We start from the raw sequence: 23,272 nt of genomic DNA, 5'->3' as shown, positions 1-23,272 counted from the left end.
CGCCATGAAGAAATACGTACGCATCGAGCGCGTGGGCCAGACGTTCAACACCCGCAAGGGCGCTTTCGTGGCACTGCGCGACATCGACCTGACCGTGGAGCAGGGCGAGTTCATTACGCTGATCGGCCATTCCGGTTGCGGCAAATCGACCTTGCTCAATCTCATCGCCGGCCTGACCCGCCCCACCAGCGGCGTGCTGCTGTGCGCGGAGCGCGAGATCACGGGCCCCGGCCCGGACCGCGCCGTGGTGTTCCAGAACCATTCGCTGCTGCCCTGGCTGAGCTGCTTCCAGAACGTGTACCTGGCGGTGGAGCGGGTGTTCGGCGCCAAGGAGAAGCGCCCGCAGCTGGTCGAGCGCACACGCGCGGCGCTGGACCTGGTGGGCTTGCTGCCAGCGCAGAACAAGCTGCCGCGCGAGATTTCCGGCGGCATGAAGCAGCGCGTCGGCATCGCGCGTGCGCTGGCGATCGAGCCGGGCGTGCTGCTGATGGACGAGCCCTTTGGCGCGCTCGACGCGCTGACCCGTGCGCACCTGCAGGACGAATTGCTGAAGATCGTCGCCAAGACGCACACCACCACCGTCATGGTCACGCACGACGTCGACGAAGCCGTACTGTTGTCCGACCGTATCGTGATGCTGACCAACGGCCCGGCCGCGACCATCGGCGAAATCCTGCCCGTGCCTTTGTCCCGTCCGCGCGACCGCGTACGGCTGGCCAATGACGCGGCCTATCTGGCGTGCCGGGCCGCGGTGGTCGACTTTCTGCATCGCCGCCATGGCAATCCCGAGCGCTCGCAGGCGGCGCTCCAGGCCAACGCGGCGCTGGATGCGGACCCGCAGCCGCTGGCCGAGGCCGGGGCGTCGCGCGCCGCCGCGTAGGGACCGCCATGGATGCGAAGCAGAAGCTGGTGGTGGTCGGCAACGGCATGGCGGGCATACGCACGCTGGAAGAGCTGCTGAAGCTGACGCCCGACCTGTACGAGATCACGGTATTCGGCGCCGAGCCGCATCCCAACTACAACCGCATTCTGCTGTCGCCGGTGCTGACCGGCGAACAGAGCTTGCGGGATATCGTGCTCAACGATGAGGACTGGTACGTCCGCCACGGCATCCGCCTGTTGTTGAACCGCAAGGTCGTGGACGTCAACCGCGCCCGTCGTACCGTGCTGGCGGACGATGGGTCAGAGACGCCCTATGACCGGCTGTTGCTGGCCACCGGCTCGAATCCGTTCATTCTGCCGGTGCCCGGTAGTGATCTGGACGGCGTCGTCGCCTTTCGCGATATTGGCGACGTGAACCGGATGATAGAGGCGTCCTCGCGCTACCGGCACGCAGTGGTGATAGGAGGCGGCCTGCTGGGCCTGGAGGCCGCCAATGGCCTGGCCGCGCGCGGCATGGACGTCGCCGTGGTGCATCTGGGGGCATCGCTGCTGGACAGGCAGCTGGACGGCGGCGCCGCGGCCATGCTGCGCCGCGGCCTGGAGGCGCGCGGCCTGAAGTTCCTGCTGGGGCGCCAGACCCGCGAGATCCTGGGCGGGGCCGACGGGCGGGTGCGTGCGCTGCGCTTCGCGGACGGCGCAGAAATTCCGGCGGACCTGGTGGTGATGGCGGTGGGCGTCAGACCCAACACGGACCTGGCCGAACGTTGCGGGCTGCATGTGAACCGCGGCGTGGTGGTCAGCGACACCTTGCAGACTTATGACCCGCGCATTTACGCGGTGGGTGAGTGCGTGAGCCATCGCGGCACCGCCTATGGGTTGGTCGCGCCCTTGTATGAGCAGGCGAAGGTGGCGGCCAACCATCTGGCGCTGCACGGCATTGGCCGCTACGAAGGCAGCGTGACGTCGACCCGGCTCAAGGTCACCGGCATCGACCTGTTTTCCGCCGGCGATTTCGCCGGAGGGCAACAGACCGAGTCGATCACGCTGGCCGATACGCCTGGCGGCGTCTACAAGAAACTGGTGATCCGCGACGACAAGCTGGTGGGCGCCTGCCTGTACGGCGACACGGCGGATAGCGCCTGGTATGTGCGCTTGATCCGCGAGGGCCGGCGCATCGGCGCATTGCGCGAGCGGCTCATGCACGGCGAAGGCGCGGCGGAGGAATAAGGGATGGACGCGCCCATGATTCGCCGGATCGATATCGCGGACGCAGCGCCGCAAGGCGTGCGCGAAGTGGCGTCGGTATGCTGCTATTGCGGCACCGGCTGCGGCGTGCGGGTGCAAGCGCGCGATGGCGCGGTGCTGCGCGTGCGCGGCGACGAGCAGCATCCCGCCAACCATGGCCGGCTCTGCAGCAAGGGCCTGGCGCTGGCGGACACGGTGCGGCGCGATGGCGCGCGTGTGCTGTCGGCGCAATGGCGCGAGACGCGTGCGCACCCCCGGCGCGCCATCGCGCTGGACCAGGCGCTGGATATCGCCGCGGCCAGGCTGGCCGACGCCATCGCGCAGCATGGCCCGGACGCGGTGGGCTTCTACCTGTCGGGGCAGTTGCTGACCGAGGATTACGCGGTCTTCAACAAGCTGGCTCGCGCGCTGGCCGGCACCAACAACATCGACACCAATTCGCGCCTGTGCATGTCCAGTGCGGTCTCGGGCTACAAGCGCACGCTCGGCGCGGATGCGCCACCGGCCTGCTACGAGGACCTGGACCTGGCGGACACGGTGCTGATCGCCGGCTCCAACATGGCCTATGCGCATCCCGTGCTGTTCCGGCGGCTGGAGGCCGCGCGGGCGCGGCGTCCTGGCATCAAGGTGATCGTCGCGGATCCGCGGCGCACCGATACCGCGGCCTTCGCCGATCTGCACCTGCAGCTGGCGCCGGGTACGGATGTGGTCTTGTTCCACGCCATGCTCAATGTCATGGAGCAGGAGGGGTTGCTGGACCACGGCTACATCCAGCGGCATACGGAAGGCTTCGAGCCTTTGATGGCGCGCGCGCGGCGGTACACGCCGCAAGCGGCGCAAGAGATCTGCGGCGTGCCGGCGGAGGACATCGTCCAGGCGGCGCGCTGGTTCGGCGCGGCCGGCGCGGCGCTGTCGCTCTACACCATGGGCTTGAACCAGTCGACCAGCGGCACCGACAAGAACGCCGCCCTGATACATCTGCATCTGGCGACCGGGCAGATCGGCAAGCCGGGGGCGGGGCCGTTTTCGCTGACGGGGCAGCCCAACGCGATGGGCGGGCGCGAGGCGGGCGGCATGGCCACGCTGCTGCCGGGCCACCGCGATCCCGCGTCCGCGGCCGACCGTGAGGCGACGGCCGCACTGTGGGGCGTGGGCGCCTTGCCGCAGGCGCCGGGCGTCACCGCGCTGGAGATGTTCGACGCGGCGCTGGATGGGCGCATCAAGGTGCTGTGGATCGCGGCCACCAACCCGGCGCAGTCCCTGCCAGACCAGGCCCGGGTGCGCGCGGCGCTGGAGCGCGCCGACTTCGTCATCGTGCAGGAGGCGTATGCAGGCACCGAGACCCTGGCCTACGCCGACCTGGTGCTGCCCGCCGCGACCTGGCCCGAGAAGTCCGGCACCGTGACCAATTCGGAACGGCGCATCAGCCGGGTGCACGCCGCGATCGATCCGCCTGGCGACGCGCTGCCGGACTGGCGGCTGGCACAGGAGGTCGCGCTGCGCCTGGCCGCCCGCATGGCCCCGCCCAAGGCGGCGCTATTCGCCTATCGGGATGAAAGCGAGGTCTTTGCCGAACATGCCCGCACAACCGCGGGCCGGGACCTGGATTACAGCGGGCTGGATTACGCGGCGCTGCATGCGCACGGACCGCAGCAATGGCCGTATCGGCAAGGGCAGGGTACTGCGCGCCTGTATGCCGATGGCATGTTCCCCACCGCCAGCGGACGCGCCCGTTTCTGCGATGTGGATTACCGCCCAGTCGCCGAAGCCGCTACGCAGGAATATCCGCTGCGGCTCACCACCGGCCGCTTGCGCGACCACTGGCACACCATGGCGCGCACATCCCTGGCCCGCGCGCTGACGCAGCATGTCGAGGAACCCTGGGTGTCCATGCATCCCGAGGACATGCGCCGGCTCAAGCTCGAAGCCGGCGCGCTGGCCAGGCTGGCATCGCGCCGGGGTAGTGTGGTGCTACCCGTGCAGGAAGACGACTCGCTGGCAGAGGGACTGGTGTTCCTGCCCATGCATTGGGGCAGCGCCTACATGGCGGGACATGGGGTCAACGCGCTGACCAATCCGGCTGCCGATCCTCTCTCGCGCCAGCCGGAACTCAAGCACAGCGCCGTGTCCGCCGAACCGGCCGGCCTGGCGTGGCAGGCTGCGGGCTGGCTGCAGGGCGACAGCGTCGTGTTGCGCGCGCTGCTGGCGCCCTGGCTGCGGCGCTTCGACTACGCGGTCGTGCTGCCGGCGGGCGCGGGTGGCGTGCGGATGCGTCTGGCAGCCCCCGCCGCGCCGTCGGCAGAGGTCCTGGATGCGATGGCGGATGCGCTGGACCTGCGCCTGCCCGACGTGGCTTTCGACGATCCCGCGCGCGGCCAGATGCGCAGGGTGAAGGTGGAGCAAGGCGCCTTGCGCGGCTTTCTGCTGGCAGGCGATCTGCGGGCGCAGGATGCGCTGTTGTCCTGGGCCGGCGGCGGCGATGCGCCGGCCAGCGTGGCGGCGCTGCTGACCGGACGGATTGCGGGCGCGGTCCGCTCGCGCACGGTCTGCGTCTGCAATGGCGTGAGCGAGGCCGCGATCCTTGCCGGCATCGCCCGGGGCTGCGATCTGGCGGCCTTGAAGACTGCGCTGGGTTGCGGCACCGGCTGCGGTTCCTGCGTGCCGGAGATCCAGGCCCTGAGCGGCCGCGCCGCGCGCGCCGCCGCACCGGCATAGCCGCCGCCAGCTTGGCTGCGGCCGACACGTTCCGACACGCGCCGCGTCTCGCAACCGGTGTAGTATCAAGCCAGCCATGCGCCAGGCGCGGGCGGTTTTTATCCGGATTCATGGAGTGGCTTGTGACGATGCGAAAAATGGCATCCCTGGTTTTTACGGTGGGCGCGCTGGGCGCGGCCGCTGCGGCGCAGGCCGGCGTGTGCGATGCGCAGTTCATGCATGACGGCGGCGCGGTGCAACTGACCGGCAGCGGCAATCTGGCGCTGGGCGCCGACCTTACTTTCGCCGAAGTTACAAAAAGCAATGGCGACAACTGCCGCGCGCGCGTGCAGGGCGTGGCCACGTTCAGCTATGCGGGCCTGCCCCCGGGCAAGTCCAAGCTGGATTACCTGATGACGGTCAAGGGCGGCCAGGCTACCTTCCTGCGCTATGCCTCCGCGGGCGAAGCGCCCAAGCCTTCCGAAGGCCAGTTCGACCTGCGCATGCTGGGTCTCTTCGCCTATGACGGCAAACTCAGCGCCGGCCAGAAATTGCCTGGCTCGTCGTTCCGCCTGAAGATCGGCAAAGAGGCGCCCGTCGGCGGCCAGCCCAGCACCACGGTGCGCATCGGCGAGAAAACCGTGGGGCAGAAGACTTCGGTGAGCACCGCGCTGGGCGCGCAGTCCTGCCATCCGATTACCTACACCCGCAATTCGGATCCCACCATGGCCACGTTCCAGGGCCTGACCATTCCCATCCCGGGCATGAACACCACCGTGACGGACTGGTACTGTCCGGCGATCAATCTGGTGATGAAGCAGGACATCGATCAGGGCGGCGTCAAATCCGCCGTTGAGATTACGCAAATCAAGTAGCACACCGTAGCAAGCGCGCCGTGTCTCCCGCATGGCGGCTGGTATGATGGTTCCGTCATTGACACACAACAGGAGCTCAAATAATGGCCACGAGAAAATCCGAAGAAGTCGCAAAAGAAAAACTCATCGACAGTGTCAAGTCCAGCCTGAATGACGCCGAAAGCCTGCTGCGCGAAGCTGCCAGCAGCACGGGCGACAAGGCCAACGAATTGCGCGACCGTGCGCTGACGTCCCTGAAGCGCACGCGTGAAGCCCTGTACGAAGCGCAGGACGCCGTGCTGGAACGCGGCCGCAAGGCTGCCCGCGCGACCGATGACTACGTGCACGACAATCCCTGGCAAGCCATCGGCATCGCAGGCGTGACCGGCCTGCTGCTCGGCTTGCTGATCAGCCGCCGCTGATAGGGCAGGACATCCGGGCGGGCGGCGCGGGCGCAAGGCCGCGCTTCCCGCCCGGCGTCCTTCTCAGCCATGGGTCTACGAAAATCTGTTTTCGGCGTTGCCTCCAGCGTGGTCGGGCTGTTGCGCACGCGCCTGGAATTGCTGGCTCTGGAAGCAGCGGACGAAAAGGCGCGCCTGCTCAAGCTCTTGGGCATGGCGTTTGCTGCGCTGCTGTTCCTGACGCTGGCGGTACTGGTCTTCACCGTCACGGTCGCGGTGGCGTTCTGGCCCACTGAAGACCGCTATCTGGCCCTGGGCCTGTTGGCGGGTTTCTACGGTCTGGTTGGCGTGGCCTTGCTGGTGGCGGTGCGCCGCGGGCTGGTCTACGGCGCGCCGCCGTTCGCGGCCACGCTCGAAGAGCTTGGGCGCGACGCCGAATTGCTGGATCGGGTGCGCGACGCGCAGGACGACGACGAAGCGCAGGCGCGCCGGCGCGAGGAGGGCTGAAGCATGATGAAAAGGTCTCCCACCGTCGACCGCGCCGTGCGCATCGAACTGCTGCGCGCCCGCGCCGCCATCGAACGCGAATCGCTGGCGCAGAGCATCGCGTCCACCGGACGCAAGCTGGAACCGGCCGCGCTCCTCAAGGGGCTGCTGCCGGGTCTGGCTTCCGGAGGCGCATCGCGCTGGGCCTTGCAGGCAATCAGCCTGGCGCGTCGCTATCCCATCGTCAGTTCATCGCTGTCCGCCATGATCATGCGCGGCGGCAAGCGCTCCAAGCTTCTGAAGATCGCCGGCGGCGCCTTTGTCGGCTGGCAATTGTTCAAGGCCTGGCAGAACTCGCGCCGTGATGATGATCTGGACGCTGGCAAGCGCTGAGGCTGCGGCTTCGCCCAACAAAAAACCCACCATTGTTTTTGGCGGGTTTTTTTATGCTGGGGCTGGCGCAACGTTCTGCTTGCCGATTCGGGCCAGCCAGAAAGCAAAAGCCCCGGCTCCAGGCCGGGGTGGGTATCAGGTCTTACATGATGGGTCGTAGGCTTGCGCCCATTGGAAGCCATCACCAACCTTACGAAGATTGTATGTATTTCCATCGGCCACCGTCAACGGCGACGGCCTGACCCTTCTTCCAGGTTCGGCGATATGCCCCATACATTGCAGTACCGTCCACTGCTGATCGATACGCTCATCTGGCGCAGACGCATCGGGTCAATTCGTTGGCCGTGCTGACGGGATTGGTTGCGCGCAGTGCGCAGGAGAACAGTGCCTTGGTCGCCCGGCTGGATCCAGGGCAGGATCAGCATTTTCTGATCCTGCCCTGCTGAAATCCAGGTTGCATATCGGAGGGGCGCTGCGCCCGCCCGCTGTTTACAGCCCCAGCTGCCCCCACATCTCATCCACCCGCTTCTTGACGTCCGCATCCATGGTGATGGGGGTGCCCCATTCCCGATTGGTCTCGCCGGGCCATTTGTTGGTGGCGTCCATGCCCATCTTGCCACCCAGGCCGGAGACCGGCGAGGCGAAGTCCAGGTAGTCGATGGGCGTGTTTTCCACCAGCAAGGTGTCGCGCACCGGGTCCATGCGGGTGGTCATCGCCCAGACCACTTCCTTCCAGTCGCGCGGATTGATGTCCTCGTCCACCACCACGATGAACTTGGTGTACATGAACTGGCGCAGGATGCTCCACAGGCCGAACATGACGCGCTTGGCGTGGCCGGCATACTGCTTGCGGATCGACACCACTGCCAGGCGGTAGCTGCAGCCTTCCGGCGGCAGGTAGAAGTCCACGATCTCGGGCAACTGGCGGCGCAGCAGCGGCACGAAGACCTCGTTGAGCGCCACGCCCAGCACGGCGGGCTCGTCGGGCGGCTTGCCGGTGTAGGTGGAGTGGTAGATGGGATTGCGCCGCATCGTGATCCGCTCCACCGTGAAGACGGGGAACCAGTCCTGCTCGTTGTAGTAGCCGGTGTGGTCGCCGTAGGGACCTTCCAGCGCCATTTCGTAATCGGTGTTCGGCGGCGGGTTGACGCCTTCGGGCACGACGGGTGCGATGGCGCGCGGGTCGGATGACGGCAGCAGGTGGCCTTCCAGCACGATCTCGGCCCAGGCCGGCACGGACAGGTCGCTGCCCAGCGCCTTGGCAACCTCGGTGCGGGATCCGCGCAAGAGGCCGGCGAACTGATATTCGGACAGGCTGTCGGGCACCGGCGTGACCGCGCCCAGCGTGGTGGCGGGGTCGGCGCCCAGGGCCACGGCGATGGGGAAGGGCGTGCCGGGATGCGCCAGGGCGTGGTCGCGGAAATCCAGCGCGCCGCCGCGGTGCGACAGCCAGCGCATGATCAGCTTGTTGGGGCCCAGCAATTGCTGCCGGTAGATGCCCAGGTTCTGGCGGCGGGCGTTGGGGCCGCGCGTGATCACCAGGCCCCAGGTCAACAGCGGCGCCACGTCGCCGGGCCAGCAGGTCTGGATCGGCAGGCGGTTCAGGTCGACGTCCTTGCCTTCCCAGACGATTTCCTGGCAGGCGGGGCTTTTGACGTTCTTGGGGCTCATGTCCCACAGCGCGGACTTCAGCATCGAGACCTTGGCCAACGCATCGCGCAGGCCCTTGGGCGCTTCGGGCTCGCGCAGCGAAGCGAGCAGTTCGCCGATGTCGCGCAGGGCGCTGACGTCGTCGGCGCCCATGCCGCGGGCGACGCGGGCCGGGGTGCCGAACAGGTTGGCCAGCACCGGCATCTGCGCCGTCTGGCCATTGTGCTGCGCGTTTTCGAACAGCAGGGCAGGGCCCTCCGCACGCAGGACGCGGTCGGATATTTCAGTCATTTCCAGCCGGGTGGACACCGGCGCAGCGATGCGTCTGAGCTCGCCCATGCGTTCAAGTTGGGCGATGAAGTCTCTAAGGTCGCGGTATTTCACTACAGATCCCAGCTATTTGGTTACATATTGGGTAGGCAGAGAGGTTAACATTGACTCCCTCTTTTTAACGCAGGAGGTTTTATGCCCGATGCGTCAGTGGCCAGCCTGTTCCGAAGCCTGGCCCAAGGAGTGCACCAATATCTTGCCGAGTCCCTGCGCATTTGCTCCGTTTATCTGGGCATTGCGGTCATTGTGACGGTAAGCATGGGATTCGCCCTGCCTGGTTTGCGCGACCAGGCATTGCAAGTGCACAAAGCCTTGTTGACCGCCCTAGCGCCTACATCCATGCAAACCGGCACCGAATCCGAAGCCGGTTCCGAACTGGGTTCCGACATGTCGTCGGCAATTGCCATGGCCGTTCCTTCTGCTCCCGCCAGCAATGCCACCGGCATGCTGGGGCCCGCCCGTGTCGCGCCTGCGGCGCCCAAGCCCGTTGCGATGAGCGCCACTGGCCCGCAGGCAGAAGCCTTGCGCAACTATATTTCGCGCAAGTACAAGGTCGCGTATGACGCCACCGGCCCGCTGCTGAATACCGTGTACAAGGTAAGCCGCGAAAAGAAGCTGGACCCGCTGCTGGTGCTGGCCGTGATCGCCATCGAGTCCCGCTACAACCCGCTGGCCGAAAGCCACGTGGGCGCCCAGGGGCTGATGCAGGTGATGACCAGCGTGCACCAGGACAAATTCGACGCGGTCGGCAAGACCGCGCTGGACCCGGCCGCAAATATCGGGGTCGGAGCCACAATCCTGCGCGATTGCATCAATCGCCGCGGCTCGGTCGATGGCGGCCTGGCATGCTACGTCGGCGCCACGGGACCGGACGACAACGGCTACGGCGCCAAGGTGCAGGCGGAACGCCGCCGCCTGGCGCTGGCCTCCGGGATCGCGCTGGCGCGCGACTGATTCCCGTCCTGGCCTGAATGCAAAGCGCGTCCCTAGGGACGCGCTTTGTTTTTCGCGGTTTGGCTGTCGGACTCAGCCCTGCAGCAGCCGGCCGATGCGGGCGACGGCCTCTTCCAGACGGTCCAGGCCCGTGGCATAGGAAAAGCGCATGGTGTGCTTGCCGTGGGCCGGACCGAAGTCCAGGCCCGGCACCGCGGCCACGCCGGCCTCCAGCAGCAGGCGCTGCGAGAACGCGGCGCTATCCATGCCCAGGTTGGCGATGTCGGCATAAATATAGAAGGCGCCGTCGGGCTTCACCGGCACCTGGATCCCCATGCGCTCGAATTCCGGCAGCAGGTAGTCGCGGCGCTGCTTGAAGGCCTCGCGGCGGTGTTCGAAGGTCTTCATTGCTCCTGGCTGGAAGCAGGCCAGCGCGGCATGCTGGGCCAGCGTGGGCGCGCAGATCGCCAGGCTGGCGGCGATTTTCTCCACCGGCGCCACCATGTCCTCGGGCACGATCATCCAGCCCAGGCGCCAGCCCGTCATGTGGAAGTACTTCGAGAAGCTGTTGATGACGATGACGTCGTCGTCCAGCGTCAGGGCCGAGCGCGGCTGGCCTTCATAGGACAGTCCCAGGTAGATTTCATCGACGATGGCGAAGCCGTCGCGGGCGCGGACCTGCGCCAGCAGCTCGGCCAGCTCGCCATGGTCGATGGAGGTGCCGGTAGGGTTGCTGGGCGAGGCGACCAGCACGCCCTGGGTGGCGGGCGTCCAGTGGCTGGCCACGTCCTGCGCCGACAGCTGGAAGCGCTTGGCCGCCGTGCTGGGGATCAGGCGCGGCACGCCGCCCGCCGCCAGCACGAAATTGCTGTTTGCGGGGTAGGACGGATCCGGCATCAGCACTTCTCCGCCCTGGTTGACGAGCGCCGCGCAGGCCAGCGTCAGGGCGCCGGAGGCGCCCGCGGTGACGATCACGCGAGCCGGGTTGATCCTGGCGCCGAACTGCTCGTGGTAGAACTGGGCAATGGCCTCGCGCAGCGGCGTCAGGCCGGCCGAGGGGCTGTAGCCGCTGAGGCCGGCGCGCGCCGCGCGCTCCAGCGCTTCCACGACCTGGGGGGGCGCGGTAAAGTCCGGTTCGCCGATGCCCAGGCTGATAATGTCCTTGCCGGCCGCCTGCAGCGCTTGCGCCTGCTTGAATAGTTCCATTACCTGGAAGGTCAGGAAGTCATTGGTGCGATGGGCAAGGCGGGGCATCGGATTCTCGAAGGCGTTTGTAGCGAAAAAGGAATTGTAGTCATGCAGCCATCCCGGCGCGCTTTCCTCCTGGGCCGTCGTCCGGCCCGCAGCCCGTGGTCGGCCTTCATGGAGCGGTTGAGCCTGCTCTGTCAGGGATCTGTCCGAGATTCGGGCGAGGCGGGAGAGGGCGGCCCGCGGGGCCTCCTGACGCCGGCGCGCGACGCGGATGTGGCGCACGCGCGCACGCTGTGCGCCGAGTACCACGTGACGCTGGCGCTGGCGGGCGCCGAAGGGCCTTTCGAGACCGTCCATGGTCCGCTCCTCACGGTGGACCCGTCCGCCACGGCCGGCCTGGTGCGCCTGTCCGGCGAAACCGGGCGCTGGCGCGCGCAGCCGGGCACGCCGCTGGCGATGTTGGCGCAGGCCGGGCTGCGCCAGTTCGCCGGCCTGCCCGGGGGCTTGACGCTGGCTGCATGGCTGGCGGCCAAGGCCCACTGGCCCGCCGGGCGCTGCGCCGACTCCGGCGTGGTGGCGCTGGACGTGATGCTGGCTGACGGCATAGAGGAAACGTTGGGGCCGTTCGGCGAGTCGGACGTCCAGCCCTTGCGTTCCGCCACCGTGCAGCGCCTGGTGCCGGCGCTGTTCCAGCTGGCGTCGGGGGGGGACGCCTTCGCCACCCGGGACGGCGAGCATTGGCTGGGCCGCTACCGGCTGGACGCGCTCAAGCCGGAAGCGCCCGCCACCGTCAACCTGGCGCATCTGCTGCTGGGGCACGGCGGTACGCTGGCCTGGGTGCAGTCGGTGACACTGGCAGACGCCGGGCCGGCGCCGCACGCTCCTGCCTGCCCGAACGAGCCGCCGGGGCTGGCTACCACCCGCCTGGACTCTCGGGTGAAGGCCCTGTTCGATCCCGATGGACGTTTTCTCTCATTCCACATCGCGGAATAGCGACAATTTGTAAGCCAGCGCTAACATGGGACGAGCCCGCTTATCCAAGGGGCAGGCGGGCATTGCCGAGGTATCGCGGCGCCCGCCATCGGAATAGAATTCCCCCCTTTCGTGTCACACACTCTAGCCAGTAGCCGCCCCTATGGATGCCAATCTCCGCAAAGCCGCCCTTGAATATCATGAGCTTGGACGCCCCGGCAAAATCTCGGTCACGCCGACCAAGCAGCTCACCAACCAGCGGGACCTGGCCCTGGCGTACTCGCCTGGCGTGGCGGCGGCCTGCGAAGAAATCGTGGCCGATCCGGCCAATGTGTACCGCTACACGGCGCGCGGCAACCTGGTGGGCGTGATCACCAACGGCACCGCGGTGCTGGGCCTGGGCAACATCGGCGCATTGGCTTCCAAGCCGGTGATGGAAGGCAAGGCGGTGCTGTTCAAGAAGTTCGCCGGCCTGGACGTCTTCGATATCGAAATCAATGAGACCGACCCGGACAAGCTGGTCGAGATCATCGCGGGCCTGGAAGCCACCTTCGGCGGTATCAACCTCGAAGACATCAAGGCCCCGGAGTGCTTCACCGTCGAGCGCAAGCTGCGCGAGCGCATGAAGATCCCCGTCTTCCACGACGACCAGCACGGCACCGCGATCTGTGTGTCCGCCGCCTTCATCAACGGCCTGAAGGTCGTGGGCAAGGACATCAAGCAGGTGAAGGTGGTGACCTCGGGCGCAGGCGCCGCCGCGCTGGCCTGCCTGGACCTGATGGTGGACCTGGGCCTGCCGCTGGAAAACATCTGGGTCACCGACATCGAAGGCGTGGTCTACGAAGGCCGCACGGTGCTGATGGATCCGGACAAGGCGCGCTTCGCGCAAAAGACCGACGCCCGCAAGCTGGCCGAAGTGATCCAGGGCGCCGACGTGTTCCTGGGCCTGTCGGCGGGCGGCGTGCTCAAGCCGGAAATGGTCGCGGCCATGGGTCCGCGCCCGCTGATCCTGGCGCTGGCCAATCCCACGCCCGAGATCCTGCCGGAACTGGCGCAATCGGTGCGCGACGACGTGGTCATGGCGACCGGCCGTTCGGACTATCCGAACCAGGTCAACAACGTGCTCTGCTTCCCGTACATTTTCCGCGGCGCGCTGGATGTGGGCGCCACCACCATCACCCGTGAAATGGAAAAGGCGGCGGTGTACGCCATCGCCGAGCTGGCGGAAGAAGAACAGAACGAAGTCGTGGCCGCGGCCTACGGCACCTTCGATATTTCGTTCGGCCCCGAATACCTGATCCCCAAGCCCTTCGATCCGCGCCTGATCGTGCGCATCGCGCCGGCGGTGGCCAAGGCCGCGATGGAAGGCGGTGTGGCCACGCGTCCGCTGGCGGACCTGGAAGCCTACGAAGAGCAGCTGCAGCAGTTCGTGTACCACTCGGGCGCCTTCATGAAGCCGCTGTTCTCGGCGTCCAAGCGCATCGTGCGCGAGGGCGGCCCGGCGCGCATCGTGTTCGCTGAAGGCGAAGACGAGCGCGTGCTGCGCGCGGTGCAGGTGATCGTCGATGAAGGTCTGGCCCGTCCCATCCTGGTGGGCCGTCCGTCGGTACTGCTGACCCGCATCGAAAAGCTGGGCCTGCGGTTGCGCCTCGGAGAAGACGTCGAAGTCACCAATCCCGAATACGATGAACGCTTCCACCAGTACTGGACCACGTACTGGGAGCTGATGTGCCGCCGCGGCATCACCAAGGAAATGGCGCGCGTGGAAATGCGCCGCCGCATGACCTTGATCGGCGCCATGATGGTGCGCCTGGGCGACGCCGACGGCATGGTCTGCGGGTCGGTCGGCGCCTACCATGATCACCTGCGCTTCGTGGACGAGGTCATCGGCCGCCGTCCCGGTCACAATGTGTATGCCGCCATGAACATCCTGCTGCTCAACGAGCGCACGGTGGTGCTGGTGGACACGCACGTCAACGATGAACCTTCGGCCGAGCAGATCGCCGAGTTCACCATCGCCGCCGCCAACGAGATGCGCCGCATGTATCTGGCGCCCAAGGTCGCGCTGCTGTCGCGCTCGAACTTCGGTTCGGGCAGTTCGGCCTCGGGCGCGAAGATGCGCCGCGCGCTGGAACTGGTGCGCCAGGCCGCGCCGGAACTCGAGATCGACGGTGAAATGCACGGCGACTGCGCGCTGGACGAAGCGCTGCGCATGCGCATCCTGCCGTCGTCCACGCTCAAGGGTCAGGCCAATCTGCTGGTGTGCCCGAACGTGGACTCGGGCAACATCGCCTACAACCTGTTGAAGACCGCCGCAGGCAGCAACGTTGCGGTGGGTCCGTTCCTGCTGGGCGCCAACGCACCGGTGCACATCCTGACCTCCAGCTCCACCGTGCGCCGCATCGTCAACATGACCGCGATGACGGTGGTCGATGTCAATACGCCGCGTTGACGTGACGCCACCCGGTCCGGCGTGCCCGCGCACGCCGACCGGCCTGGTCCTGACCGGAGGCGGCGCTCGCGCCGCCTATCAGGTGGGCGTGCTCAGCGCCATCATGGAATTGCTGGATCCGGACTGGCATTCGCGTTTCCAGAATCCCTTTCACATCATCTGCGGCACGTCCGCCGGCGCCATCAATGCCGCCGCGCTGGCCTGCCGCGCCGACCGGCCCCATCTGGGCGTGCGCCGCATCCGCCGGCTGTGGTCTTCCCTGAATACCGACATGATCTACCGGGCCGACGCGCCCGGCCTGATCCGTACCGGCGTGCGCTGGCTGGGCCTGCTGTCGCTGGGGTGGATGTACTCGGGCCTGACGCGCAAGCGGCCCCATTCGCTGCTGGACAACAGTCCCATGCAGGCTCTGCTGGAGCGGGTGCTGGACTTCCAGCATCTGCGCACCAACCTGGAAACCGGCGCGCTGTCGGCGTTGGCGATCACGGCCTCGGGCTACACCAGCGGCGAGCACCTGACCTTCTACCAGGCGCACACGCCCATCGAGCCCTGGCACCGCTATCTGCGCCTGGCGTTGCCCACGCCCATCGGCATCGACCACCTGATGGCTTCGTCCGCCATCCCCTTCGTCTTTCCGGCCCGGCAGGTGCAGGTGCACGGCAAGGGGGAGTGGTGCGGCGACGGTTCGATGCGCCAGCTCGCGCCCATCAGTCCGGCCATTCACCTGGGCGCGCATCGCGTGCTGGTGATCGGCACGGGTTTCCGCGACGAAACCCACCCGGAAAACCGCGAAGACTCGCCGCCTTACCCGTCGCTGGCCCAGGTCGGCGGGCATGCGCTGGCCAGCATCTTCCTGGACGGCCTGTCGGCCGACGTCGAGCGCCTGGAGCGCATCAACTTCCTGATGGATCAGTCCGGCCCGGAAGGCGCGCAGCACGGGCATGCGCGCCGCATCGAGGTCCTGACGATCACGCCCAGCCAGTCGCTGGACGTCATGGCGCTGGAACATTTGCAGGATATGCCGGCCCAGGCCCGTGCTCTTTTCCGCGTACTCGGTGTATCGTCCGATCCAGACCGTCCCGGCGGCGGTTCGCTGATGTCCTACCTCTTATTTGAATCCAGCTACACCAAGCGATTGATTGAACTGGGTTATGCCGATACGATGCAGCGTAACGACGAAGTGATCGCCTTTTTCAAGGGGGCTCAGGCATGACGCGCAATGGCCAATCTACTCTGCAGCGGCAACTGATGCGCGGCGGTGCGCTGGCCCATGACGGGCTGGACAAGAAGGCCGTGGTGGACGCCGCCCATGAGCTTGGCCTGGCCCTGTTCGTCGCCAATTGCGATCCTGCCCGCAGCCGTTCCGCGGTGTTGCGCGCCATCGTCAAGGCAGTGGATTTCCCCGAATACTTCGGCGGCAACCTGGACGCCCTCTACGACTGCCTGTGCGATACCGTGCTGGACCACAAGACCGGCGTGGTGCTGTGGCTGTACAAGCTGCATTCGGGCGATCCGGCACTGGAAGAAGACTCGGGCCGCATCGAAACCGTCTGCTCCGACGCGGCCGATTTCGCCCGCGAAAACGGCCGCGTTTTTTCGTATGTCATCGAACACGCCGGACGCCATCCGGACCCCGAGCCCGGGGTAGCGGCAGCGCCCTACGGCGAAGACCACTGACCCGGCCGTTCTACCAGGCCAATAGCGCGCTGGCCGCTGACAGCAGCGCCAGCCCCGCGGTTTCGGTGCGCAGCACCCGGGGGCCGAATCGCACCGCCTGCACGCCCGCCTCGCGGGCCTGGGCCAATTCCTTGTCCGACCATCCTCCTTCCGGCCCCACCAGCAGGGTCAGCGCCTGCAGGCCGGGGGCGGCTCGCAGCGCGCCGGCAAGATCGTCCTGCGCTTCCGGGTGGCACAGCAGGCGCAGGCCCTCGGCGGGCTGTTGCAGCCATTCGGCCAGGGTCAGCGGCGCGTCCACCGTCATCAGCCGGTTGCGGCCGCATTGTTCGCTGGCGGACTGCGCGATGCGCTGCCAATGCGCCACGCGCTTGTCGAGCCGGGCGCCCGACAGCTGCAGCACGCTGCGTTGGGCGGCGATGGGGCTGACGCGCGCGGCGCCCAGCTCCACGGCCTTTTCCACCACCCAGTCCATCTTGTCCCCCGAAGGCAGGCCTTGCACCAGGGTGACGCGTCCGCCCAGTTCGGCCTCGCGCGGCTGGAATTCGCCCAATTGGGCAAAACCAGCCTTGCCTTCCACTTCGAGCGTGGCGGGATACTCGCCGCCCTGGCCGTTGAACAGCGCCACGGCCTCGCCGGCGCGCAGGCGCAGCACGCGCAGCGCATGGTGCGCCAGGGCTGCGGGAAGCGCCACGCGGGCGCCGGTACTCAGGGGGATATCGCAGAAGAAGCGGGGGGCTGACATGGACATCTATGGTTCTTTTATTCAGAAAGGAAGCCTAGCACGGGCCGCCTTATGGCCGATGGCGTCGGGGAAACCCCTGGATGCTAAAATCCCATGCTTCGCAACCTACTCAACTGGCCCCTATTTTGACCGTAGGCCCGCCAGCTTCAAAGAGCCTTCCGAATGAGCAATCCGACCGCCCCTAAACTTGCCTTGGCGGATGCCATCCGCGCCCTCGCGATGGACGCCGTGCAACAAGCGAACTCCGGGCACCCGGGTGCTCCCATGGGCATGGCGGAAATCGCCCAAGCCCTGTGGGCCGGCAACCTGCGTCACAATCCCAAGGATCCCGCCTGGGCCAACCGCGACCGCTTCGTGCTGTCCAACGGCCACGGCTCGATGCTGATCTACGCCTTGCTGCACCTGACCGGCTACGACCTGCCGATCGAAGAACTGAAGAATTTCCGCCAGCTGCATTCCAAGACGCCGGGCCACCCCGAAGTGGGCATCACCCCGGGCGTGGAAACGACCACCGGTCCGCTGGGCCAGGGCCTGGGCAATGCCGTGGGCATGGCGCTGGCCGAAGCGCTGCTGGCTGCTGAATTCAACAAGCCCGGCCACACCATCGTCGACCACCACACCTACGCCTTCACCGGCGACGGCTGCCTGATGGAAGGCATCTCGCACGAAGTCTGCTCGCTGGCTGGCACGCTGAAGCTGGGCAAGCTGGTCGTGCTGTATGACGACAACGGCATTTCCATCGACGGCCACGTGGAACACTGGTTTGCCGACGACACCGCCAAGCGCTTCGAAGGCTACGGCTGGAACGTGATCCGCGGCATCGACGGCCATGACGTCGCCGCCGTGGACGCCGCCATCAAGGCCGCGCGTTCGCAATCGGAAAAACCCACGCTGATCGTCTGCCGCACCGTCATCGGCAAGGGTTCGCCCAACATGGCCGGCACGCACAACGTGCACGGCGCGCCGCTGGGCAAGGACGAGATCGCCGCCACCCGCGCCGCGCTGGGCTGGTCGTCGGAACCGTTCCAGATTCCGCAAGACATCTACGACGGCTGGGATGGCCGCAAGCAGGGCGCCGCCGCCCAGGCTGAATGGCAGTCGGCGTTCGACGCCTACGCCACCGAATTCCCCGCCGAAGCCGCTGAATTCAAGCGCCGCATGAAGGGCGAAATGCCCGCCGGCTACGCCGAACAGTTCAAGGCGTTCCTGGACGCCACGCTGGAAAAGGCCGAAACCGTCGCCACCCGCAAGGCGTCGCAGTTCGCCATCACCGCGCTGGCGCCGCTGCTGCCGGAAATGCTGGGCGGCTCGGCCGACCTGACCGGTTCCAACTTCACCGACTGGAAGGGCGTTGCCGCCGTCCGCGCCGGCGACAAGGGCATCCAGTTCGGCCGCCACATCAACTACGGCGTGCGCGAATTCGGCATGGCCGCCATCATGAACGGCGTGGCCCTGCACGGCGGCTACCTGCCGTTCGGCGGCACGTTCCTGACGTTCTCCGACTACTCGCGCAACGCCATCCGCATGGCCGCGCTGATGAAGCAGCGCGTGGTCCACGTGTTCACCCACGACTCCATCGGCCTGGGCGAAGACGGCCCGACCCACCAGTCGATCGAGCACGCAGCCAGCCTGCGACTGATCCCCAACCTGTCGCTGTGGCGTCCTTGCGATACGGCTGAAACCGCCGTGGCCTGGAACGCGGCCGTGACGCGCCCGACCAGCATCGGCATGGACGTGCACGACGGCGGCCCGACGGCCCTGTTGCTGTCGCGCCAGAACCTGCCGTTCGTGCAGCGCGACGCCGCCACCGTCGAGGCCATCGCCCGCGGCGGCTATGTGCTGCGCGATGCCGAAGGCGCCCGCGCAGTCATCATCGCCACCGGCTCGGAAGTCGCCATCGCGCTGGACGCGCAGGCGCAGCTGGCCAAGGACGGCATCGCCGTGCGCGTGGTCTCCATGCCCAGCACCGACGTGTTCGACCGCCAGGACGCCGCCTGGAAGCAATCCGTGCTGCCCAAGGGCCTGCCGCGGGTGGCCGTCGAAGCCGGGGTTACCGCCTTCTGGCACAAGTACGTGGGCCTGGAAGGCGCCGTCGTCGGCATCGACCGCTACGGTGAATCCGCGCCGGCCGGCGCACTGTTCAAGTTCTTCGGGCTGACCGCCGACAAGGTGGCCGAGACCGTCAAGCAAGTTTTGTAAAAAGGAGCTTAGTCATGACCATTCGCGTCGCCATCAACGGTTACGGTCGCATCGGCCGCAACATCCTGCGTGCCCACTACGAAGGTGGCAAGAAGCACGATATCGAAATCGTCGCCATCAATGACCTGGGCGATCCCAAGACCAACGCGCACCTGACGCGCTACGACACCGCCCACGGCAAGTTCCCGGGCACCGTCGAAGTCGACGGCGACTTCATGGTCGTCAACGGCGACAAGATCCGCGTGCTGGCCAACCGCAACCCGGCCGAGCTGCCCTGGGGCGAGCTGAAGGTCGACGTGGTGCTGGAGTGCACGGGCTTCTTCACGACCAAGGAAAAGGCCGGCGCGCACATCAAGGGCGGCGCCAAGAAAGTCATCATCTCGGCCCCCGGCGGCAAGGACGTTGACGCCACCATCGTGTACGGCGTGAACCACGGCGTGCTGAAGGCCACCGACACCGTCATCTCCAACGCTTCGTGCACCACCAACTGCCTGGCCCCCCTGGTCAAGCCGCTGAACGACAAGCTGGGCCTGGAAAACGGCCTGATGACCACCGTCCACGCCTACACCAACGACCAGGTCCTGACCGACGTCTACCACGAAGACCTGCGCCGCGCGCGTTCGGCCACCATGAGCATGATCCCCACGAAGACCGGCGCTGCCGCCGCCGTGGGCCTGGTGCTGCCGGAACTGAACGGCAAGCTGGACGGCTACGCCATCCGCGTCCCGACCATCAACGTGTCGCTGGTCGACCTGTCGTTCGTGGCCAGCCGCGACACGACCGCCGAAGAAGTGAACGGCATCCTGAAGGCCGCCTCGGAAGGCGAGCTCAAGGGCATCCTGGACTACAACACCGAGCCCCTGGTTTCGGTCGACTACAACCACAACCCGGCCTCCAGCACCGTTGACGCGTCGCTGACCAAGGTTTCGGGCCGTCTGGTCAAGGTCTCGTCCTGGTACGACAACGAGTGGGGCTTCTCGAACCGCATGCTCGACACCACCGTCGCGCTGATGTCGGCCAAGTAAGCAACACGGCTAGATAGAGGGGACGGATTTGTTTTCCGCGTATGCGGAAAATGGGTTCGTCCCCTTTGTACGCCCATCGTAGGAATCCAAATATGTCCAAGGTCAACACTCTGTCCGCGCTGGCCAAGTCCGGCGCCCTGTCCGGCAAGCGCGTGTTCATCCGCGCCGATCTCAACGTGCCGTTCGACGACGCCGGCCGCATCAGCGAAGACACCCGCATCCGCGCCTCGGTGCCCGGCATCCGCATGGCGCTGGACGCCGGCGCCGCTGTCATGGTCACCTCCCACCTGGGCCGTCCCAAGGAAGGCGTGCTGACCGAGGCCGATTCGCTGGCCAAGGTCGGCCAGCGCCTGTCCGAACTGCTGGGCATGCCTGTGCAGCTGGTGCGCGACTGGGTCGACGGCGTCCAGGTCGATCACGGCCAGGTCGTGCTGCTGGAAAACTGCCGCGTCAACGTCGGCGAAAAGAAAGACGACGAAACGCTGTCCAAGAAGATGGCCGCGCTGTGCGACGTCTACGTCAACGATGCGTTCGGCACCGCCCACCGCGCCGAAGCCACCACCCACGGCATCGCGCGTTTCGCACCCGTGGCCTGCGCCGGCCCGCTGCTGGCCGCCGAACTGGAAGCCCTGGGCCGCGCGTTGCACGAGCCCAAGCGTCCGCTGGTCGCCATCGTGGGCGGCTCCAAGGTGTCGACCAAGCTGTCGATCCTGCAATCGCTGGCCGACAAGGTCGACCAGCTGGTCGTGGGCGGCGGCATCGCCAACACCTTCATGCTGGCTGCCGGCCTGTCCATCGGCAAGTCGCTGGCTGAACCCGATCAGGTCGACCAGGCGCGCGCCGTGATCGACATCATGAAGCAGCGCGGCGCGGCCGTGCCGATTCCGGTGGACGTGGTGTGCGCCAAGTCCTTTGGCGCCGACGCCGAAGCCACCGTCAAGGCAGCCGAAGACGTGGCCGACGACGACATGATCCTGGACATCGGTCCCAAGACCGCGGCGCAACTGGCCGAGATCCTGAAGCAGGCCGGCACGATCGTGTGGAACGGCCCGGTCGGCGTGTTCGAATTCGACCAGTTCGCCAACGGCACCGAAGTGGTGGCGCGGGCGATCGCCGAATCGGAAGGCTTCTCGATCGCCGGCGGCGGCGACACCCTGGCCGCCATTGCCAAGTACGGCATCGGCGAGCAGGTGGGCTATATCTCGACCGGCGGCGGCGCTTTCCTGGAATTCCTGGAAGGCAAGACCCTGCCTGCCGTGGCCGTGCTGGAAGCCCGCTACGCCAAGTAATACGTCTTGCCATGCAAGGCCGAAGCCGCCCCGATGGGGCGGCTTTTTTTATGCCGGCGCCTTGATCCAGGCTGCCCAGGTTTGGCTGGCTTGGTGTAGCCTTGGCGCAAACCGGCGCGCCCCGGGCTCGCTTCATCCCCGATTTCTCCGCAGCACCATGAACCTACGCTTCATTCCCGGCCTCAACAATTTCCGCGGCATCACCCGGGAATCGGCGCGGCGCGACATCACCGCCGGCCTGAGCGTGGCGGCGGTGGCGCTCCCGGTGGGCCTGGCCTATGCCGCCATGATGGGCGTGCCGCCGGTGGCGGGCCTGTGGGCGGCGATCGCCGGGATGCTGGGCTATGCCTTGTTCGGCTCGTCGCGCACCTTGATCGTCGGGCCCGATACTGCCACCTGCACCCTGATCGCCGCCACCCTGACCGGCATGGCGCTGACCACGCCGGAAGACCGGCTGGTGGCCGCCACCGGCATCGCCCTGACGGTGGGGGTGGGCTGCCTGATCGCGCGCGCCCTGCGGCTGGGCGTGCTGGCCAACCTGCTGTCGCGGCCGGTGCTGATCGGTTACATGGCGGGCGTGGCGATCACGCTGGCGTTGTCGCAGTTGAGCGGCCTGACTGGCGTGGGCCTGCGCAACAGCGGACTGGTGCATCCGTTCCTGGAGCTGTCGCGGCGCCTGCCGGAAATCCAGATTCCCACCCTGATCCTGGGCCTGACGTCCTGCGCCTTGCTGGTGGCGGTCAAGCGCTGGCGGCCGAACTGGCCCGGCCCCATCCTGCTGGTGGTGCTGGCCTGCGTGCTGTCCTGGCTGTTCAACTTCCCCGGCCTGGGCATCGCCGTCGTGGGAGAAGTGCCTGCCGGCTTGCCGGCCCTGAGCCTGCCGGTGCGCCTGGAGGGCGTGGACGGCATCCTGCTGGGCGCGGCGGGTGTGCTGGTGGTGAGCTTCTCCAGCGGCATCGTGACGGCGCGCAGCTTCGCCGCACGCACGGGCGAACACGTGGATCCCAACCGCGAGCTGGTGGGCTTTGGCGCGGCCAATATGGCGGCGGGCCTGTTCCAGGGCTTCGTGGTGACGGGCGCGGACTCGCGCACGGCGGTGGGACTGGTGGCTGGCGGTTCTTCGCCGCTGGTCAGCGTCACCGCGGCGCTGGCGCTGGCGGTGGTGGTGAGCCTTTTGAGCGGGCCGCTGTTCTGGCTGCCGCAGGCCGTGCTGTCGGCCATCCTGCTGCTGGCCGCCATCAGCTTGTTCGATGGGCACGCCTTCATGCGCCTGGCGCGCATCTCGCGCATCGAGCTGGCGTTCGGCATCCTTGCCGCGGTGGGCGTGGTGGGCTTTGGCGTGTTGCAGGGCGTGGCCGTGTCGGTGGGCGCCACGCTGCTGTATGCGATGTACGTGTCGGGCAATCCGCGCGACGCCTTGTTGGGCCGTTTGCCCGGCGAAACGGTGTTGGGCAAGCTGCACCTGAATCCCGAGGCCCAGCCGGTACCGGGCACGGTGATCTGGCTGTTCGAGTCTTCGGTGTGGTTCTTCAACGCCGACGCCTTCCGCCGGCGTGCGCGCGAGGTCATCGAGCAGGCAGGCGACGTGCGCTGGTTCGTGCTGGACGCCGAAGCCATGACCCAGGCCGATGCCGACGCGGTCGAGGCGCTGTATGAACTGAAGCATGTGCTGGACGAGCGCGGCATCACGCTGCTGGTGGCGGGCGGACACGGCCAGTTCCGCACCGCGCTGGAACGCTCCGGCCTGGTCAAGAAGATCGGCCGCGACAAGATCTTCGGCAGCCCCGAGCAGGCCGTGGAAGCGATCGAACGCTGGCGCCAGGCACCGCCCGCGGCGCTGGGCTAAGGCGCCCCGGC

At 67.1% G+C, this 23,272-nt stretch carries 19 protein-coding genes and 1 pseudogene; 16 read left to right on the top strand and 4 right to left on the bottom strand.

The window, feature by feature from the left end; all coding sequences use genetic code 11:
- Positions 1 to 4: 4 nt before the first annotated feature.
- From IB258_RS25680 to IB258_RS25650, 7 genes and pseudogenes are all read left to right on the top strand, one after another.
- Positions 5 to 880 (top strand): ABC transporter ATP-binding protein, encoded by an 876-nt coding sequence (locus tag IB258_RS25680; RefSeq protein ID WP_125473315.1) that lies wholly within the window; start codon positions 5 to 7, stop codon positions 878 to 880.
- Between the two features lie 8 nt (positions 881 to 888).
- Positions 889 to 2,091: pseudogene (locus IB258_RS25675) on the top strand (NAD(P)/FAD-dependent oxidoreductase); the annotation flags it as partial.
- 21 nt (positions 2,092 to 2,112) lie between these two features.
- Positions 2,113 to 4,842, top strand: coding sequence for a nitrate reductase (locus IB258_RS25670; protein WP_192353369.1), 2,730 nt, complete (start codon positions 2,113 to 2,115; stop codon positions 4,840 to 4,842).
- A gap of 128 nt (positions 4,843 to 4,970) precedes the next feature.
- Complete coding sequence (locus IB258_RS25665; protein ID WP_082400762.1) at positions 4,971 to 5,696, top strand: hypothetical protein; 726 nt, start codon at positions 4,971 to 4,973, stop codon at positions 5,694 to 5,696.
- Between the two features lie 83 nt (positions 5,697 to 5,779).
- On the top strand, positions 5,780 to 6,097 hold the full coding sequence (locus IB258_RS25660; RefSeq protein WP_013395739.1) for a YqjD family protein: 318 nt from the start codon (positions 5,780 to 5,782) through the stop codon (positions 6,095 to 6,097).
- Positions 6,098 to 6,166: 69 nt separating this feature from the next.
- A complete protein-coding gene (locus IB258_RS25655) occupies positions 6,167 to 6,583 on the top strand; it encodes a phage holin family protein (RefSeq protein WP_054451540.1) in 417 nt (138 codons plus the stop codon).
- Between the two features lie 3 nt (positions 6,584 to 6,586).
- A complete protein-coding gene (locus IB258_RS25650) occupies positions 6,587 to 6,955 on the top strand; it encodes a hypothetical protein (RefSeq protein WP_054451539.1) in 369 nt (122 codons plus the stop codon).
- 224 nt (positions 6,956 to 7,179) lie between these two features.
- On the opposite strand, the gene IB258_RS25645 is transcribed toward IB258_RS25650, so the two are convergent.
- Both IB258_RS25645 and ubiD read right to left on the bottom strand, forming a co-directional pair.
- Positions 7,180 to 7,380: a hypothetical protein gene (locus IB258_RS25645; protein ID WP_156337322.1), complete on the bottom strand. Its 201-nt coding sequence runs from the start codon at positions 7,378 to 7,380 to the stop codon at positions 7,180 to 7,182.
- 64 nt (positions 7,381 to 7,444) lie between these two features.
- Positions 7,445 to 8,989 carry a 4-hydroxy-3-polyprenylbenzoate decarboxylase gene (ubiD, locus tag IB258_RS25640; RefSeq protein WP_054451538.1) on the bottom strand — a complete coding sequence of 515 codons (1,545 nt, stop codon included), beginning with the start codon at positions 8,987 to 8,989 and terminating at the stop codon, positions 7,445 to 7,447.
- Between the two features lie 81 nt (positions 8,990 to 9,070).
- On the opposite strand from ubiD, the gene IB258_RS25635 reads away from it, so the two are divergent.
- Positions 9,071 to 9,889, top strand: a complete 819-nt coding sequence (locus tag IB258_RS25635) for a lytic transglycosylase domain-containing protein (RefSeq protein ID WP_054451537.1) — start codon at positions 9,071 to 9,073, stop codon at positions 9,887 to 9,889.
- Between the two features lie 72 nt (positions 9,890 to 9,961).
- Here the strand turns inward: IB258_RS25635 and IB258_RS25630 are convergent, their stop codons facing one another.
- Positions 9,962 to 11,122: a pyridoxal phosphate-dependent aminotransferase gene (locus tag IB258_RS25630; RefSeq protein WP_054451536.1), complete on the bottom strand. Its 1,161-nt coding sequence runs from the start codon at positions 11,120 to 11,122 to the stop codon at positions 9,962 to 9,964.
- 42 nt (positions 11,123 to 11,164) lie between these two features.
- Here IB258_RS25630 and IB258_RS25625 point away from each other — a divergent pair, with 42 nt between their 5' ends.
- The 4 genes from IB258_RS25625 (at position 11,165) to IB258_RS25610 (ending at position 16,160) form a co-directional block, all read left to right on the top strand.
- Positions 11,165 to 12,052, top strand: coding sequence for an FAD-binding protein (locus IB258_RS25625; protein ID WP_192353368.1), 888 nt, complete (start codon positions 11,165 to 11,167; stop codon positions 12,050 to 12,052).
- Positions 12,053 to 12,194: 142 nt separating this feature from the next.
- A complete protein-coding gene (locus IB258_RS25620) occupies positions 12,195 to 14,483 on the top strand; it encodes an NADP-dependent malic enzyme (RefSeq protein ID WP_175162117.1) in 2,289 nt (762 codons plus the stop codon).
- Positions 14,464 to 15,696 carry a patatin-like phospholipase family protein gene (locus tag IB258_RS25615; protein WP_082400761.1) on the top strand — a complete coding sequence of 411 codons (1,233 nt, stop codon included), beginning with the start codon at positions 14,464 to 14,466 and terminating at the stop codon, positions 15,694 to 15,696. Before IB258_RS25620 ends, IB258_RS25615 begins: the two co-directional genes overlap by 20 nt.
- A complete protein-coding gene (locus IB258_RS25610) occupies positions 15,693 to 16,160 on the top strand; it encodes a barstar family protein (protein WP_054451534.1) in 468 nt (155 codons plus the stop codon). The genes IB258_RS25615 and IB258_RS25610 overlap by 4 nt, the downstream gene beginning before the upstream one ends.
- 10 nt (positions 16,161 to 16,170) lie before the next feature.
- Here the strand turns inward: IB258_RS25610 and IB258_RS25605 are convergent, their stop codons facing one another.
- Positions 16,171 to 16,902, bottom strand: coding sequence for a 16S rRNA (uracil(1498)-N(3))-methyltransferase (locus tag IB258_RS25605; protein ID WP_192353367.1), 732 nt, complete (start codon positions 16,900 to 16,902; stop codon positions 16,171 to 16,173).
- Positions 16,903 to 17,064: 162 nt separating this feature from the next.
- On the opposite strand from IB258_RS25605, the gene tkt reads away from it, so the two are divergent.
- The 4 genes from tkt (at position 17,065) to IB258_RS25585 (ending at position 23,261) form a co-directional block, all read left to right on the top strand.
- On the top strand, positions 17,065 to 19,101 hold the full coding sequence (gene tkt / locus IB258_RS25600) for a transketolase (RefSeq protein ID WP_175212460.1): 2,037 nt from the start codon (positions 17,065 to 17,067) through the stop codon (positions 19,099 to 19,101).
- Between the two features lie 14 nt (positions 19,102 to 19,115).
- Complete coding sequence (gene gap / locus IB258_RS25595; protein WP_013395726.1) at positions 19,116 to 20,126, top strand: type I glyceraldehyde-3-phosphate dehydrogenase; 1,011 nt, start codon at positions 19,116 to 19,118, stop codon at positions 20,124 to 20,126.
- Between the two features lie 92 nt (positions 20,127 to 20,218).
- The gene (locus tag IB258_RS25590; RefSeq protein ID WP_119451049.1) at positions 20,219 to 21,415 is read left to right on the top strand and encodes a phosphoglycerate kinase; all 1,197 of its coding nucleotides are present in this window, start codon (positions 20,219 to 20,221) and stop codon (positions 21,413 to 21,415) included.
- Between the two features lie 157 nt (positions 21,416 to 21,572).
- On the top strand, positions 21,573 to 23,261 hold the full coding sequence (locus tag IB258_RS25585) for a SulP family inorganic anion transporter (RefSeq protein ID WP_082400760.1): 1,689 nt from the start codon (positions 21,573 to 21,575) through the stop codon (positions 23,259 to 23,261).
- Positions 23,262 to 23,272 lie beyond the last annotated feature (11 nt).

This window comes from Achromobacter sp. ACM02 (assembly GCF_014851605.1).
Lineage (GTDB): Bacteria > Pseudomonadota > Gammaproteobacteria > Burkholderiales > Burkholderiaceae_B > Achromobacter > Achromobacter aegrifaciens.
This window is presented reverse-complemented; position numbering and strand designations above follow the sequence as displayed.

Excerpts from the sequence above, each read along its gene's own strand:
- IB258_RS25645 (WP_156337322.1), bottom strand. The coding sequence starts at position 7,380 with ATGCTGATCCTGCCCTGGATCCAGCCGGGCGACCAAGGCACTGTTCTC.
- IB258_RS25635 (WP_054451537.1), top strand. The coding sequence starts at position 9,071 with ATGCCCGATGCGTCAGTGGCCAGCCTGTTCCGAAGCCTGGCCCAAGGA.
- IB258_RS25660 (WP_013395739.1), top strand. The coding sequence starts at position 5,780 with ATGGCCACGAGAAAATCCGAAGAAGTCGCAAAAGAAAAACTCATCGAC.
- gap (WP_013395726.1), top strand. The coding sequence starts at position 19,116 with ATGACCATTCGCGTCGCCATCAACGGTTACGGTCGCATCGGCCGCAAC.
- tkt (WP_175212460.1), top strand. The coding sequence starts at position 17,065 with ATGAGCAATCCGACCGCCCCTAAACTTGCCTTGGCGGATGCCATCCGC.
- IB258_RS25655 (WP_054451540.1), top strand. The coding sequence starts at position 6,167 with ATGGGTCTACGAAAATCTGTTTTCGGCGTTGCCTCCAGCGTGGTCGGG.
- IB258_RS25625 (WP_192353368.1), top strand. The coding sequence starts at position 11,165 with ATGCAGCCATCCCGGCGCGCTTTCCTCCTGGGCCGTCGTCCGGCCCGC.
- IB258_RS25665 (WP_082400762.1), top strand. The coding sequence starts at position 4,971 with ATGCGAAAAATGGCATCCCTGGTTTTTACGGTGGGCGCGCTGGGCGCG.
- IB258_RS25670 (WP_192353369.1), top strand. The coding sequence starts at position 2,113 with ATGGACGCGCCCATGATTCGCCGGATCGATATCGCGGACGCAGCGCCG.
- IB258_RS25590 (WP_119451049.1), top strand. The coding sequence starts at position 20,219 with ATGTCCAAGGTCAACACTCTGTCCGCGCTGGCCAAGTCCGGCGCCCTG.
- IB258_RS25650 (WP_054451539.1), top strand. The coding sequence starts at position 6,587 with ATGATGAAAAGGTCTCCCACCGTCGACCGCGCCGTGCGCATCGAACTG.
- IB258_RS25615 (WP_082400761.1), top strand. The coding sequence starts at position 14,464 with ATGTCAATACGCCGCGTTGACGTGACGCCACCCGGTCCGGCGTGCCCG.
- IB258_RS25620 (WP_175162117.1), top strand. The coding sequence starts at position 12,195 with ATGGATGCCAATCTCCGCAAAGCCGCCCTTGAATATCATGAGCTTGGA.
- IB258_RS25585 (WP_082400760.1), top strand. The coding sequence starts at position 21,573 with ATGAACCTACGCTTCATTCCCGGCCTCAACAATTTCCGCGGCATCACC.
- IB258_RS25680 (WP_125473315.1), top strand. The coding sequence starts at position 5 with ATGAAGAAATACGTACGCATCGAGCGCGTGGGCCAGACGTTCAACACC.
- IB258_RS25605 (WP_192353367.1), bottom strand. The coding sequence starts at position 16,902 with ATGTCAGCCCCCCGCTTCTTCTGCGATATCCCCCTGAGTACCGGCGCC.
- IB258_RS25630 (WP_054451536.1), bottom strand. The coding sequence starts at position 11,122 with ATGCCCCGCCTTGCCCATCGCACCAATGACTTCCTGACCTTCCAGGTA.
- IB258_RS25610 (WP_054451534.1), top strand. The coding sequence starts at position 15,693 with ATGACGCGCAATGGCCAATCTACTCTGCAGCGGCAACTGATGCGCGGC.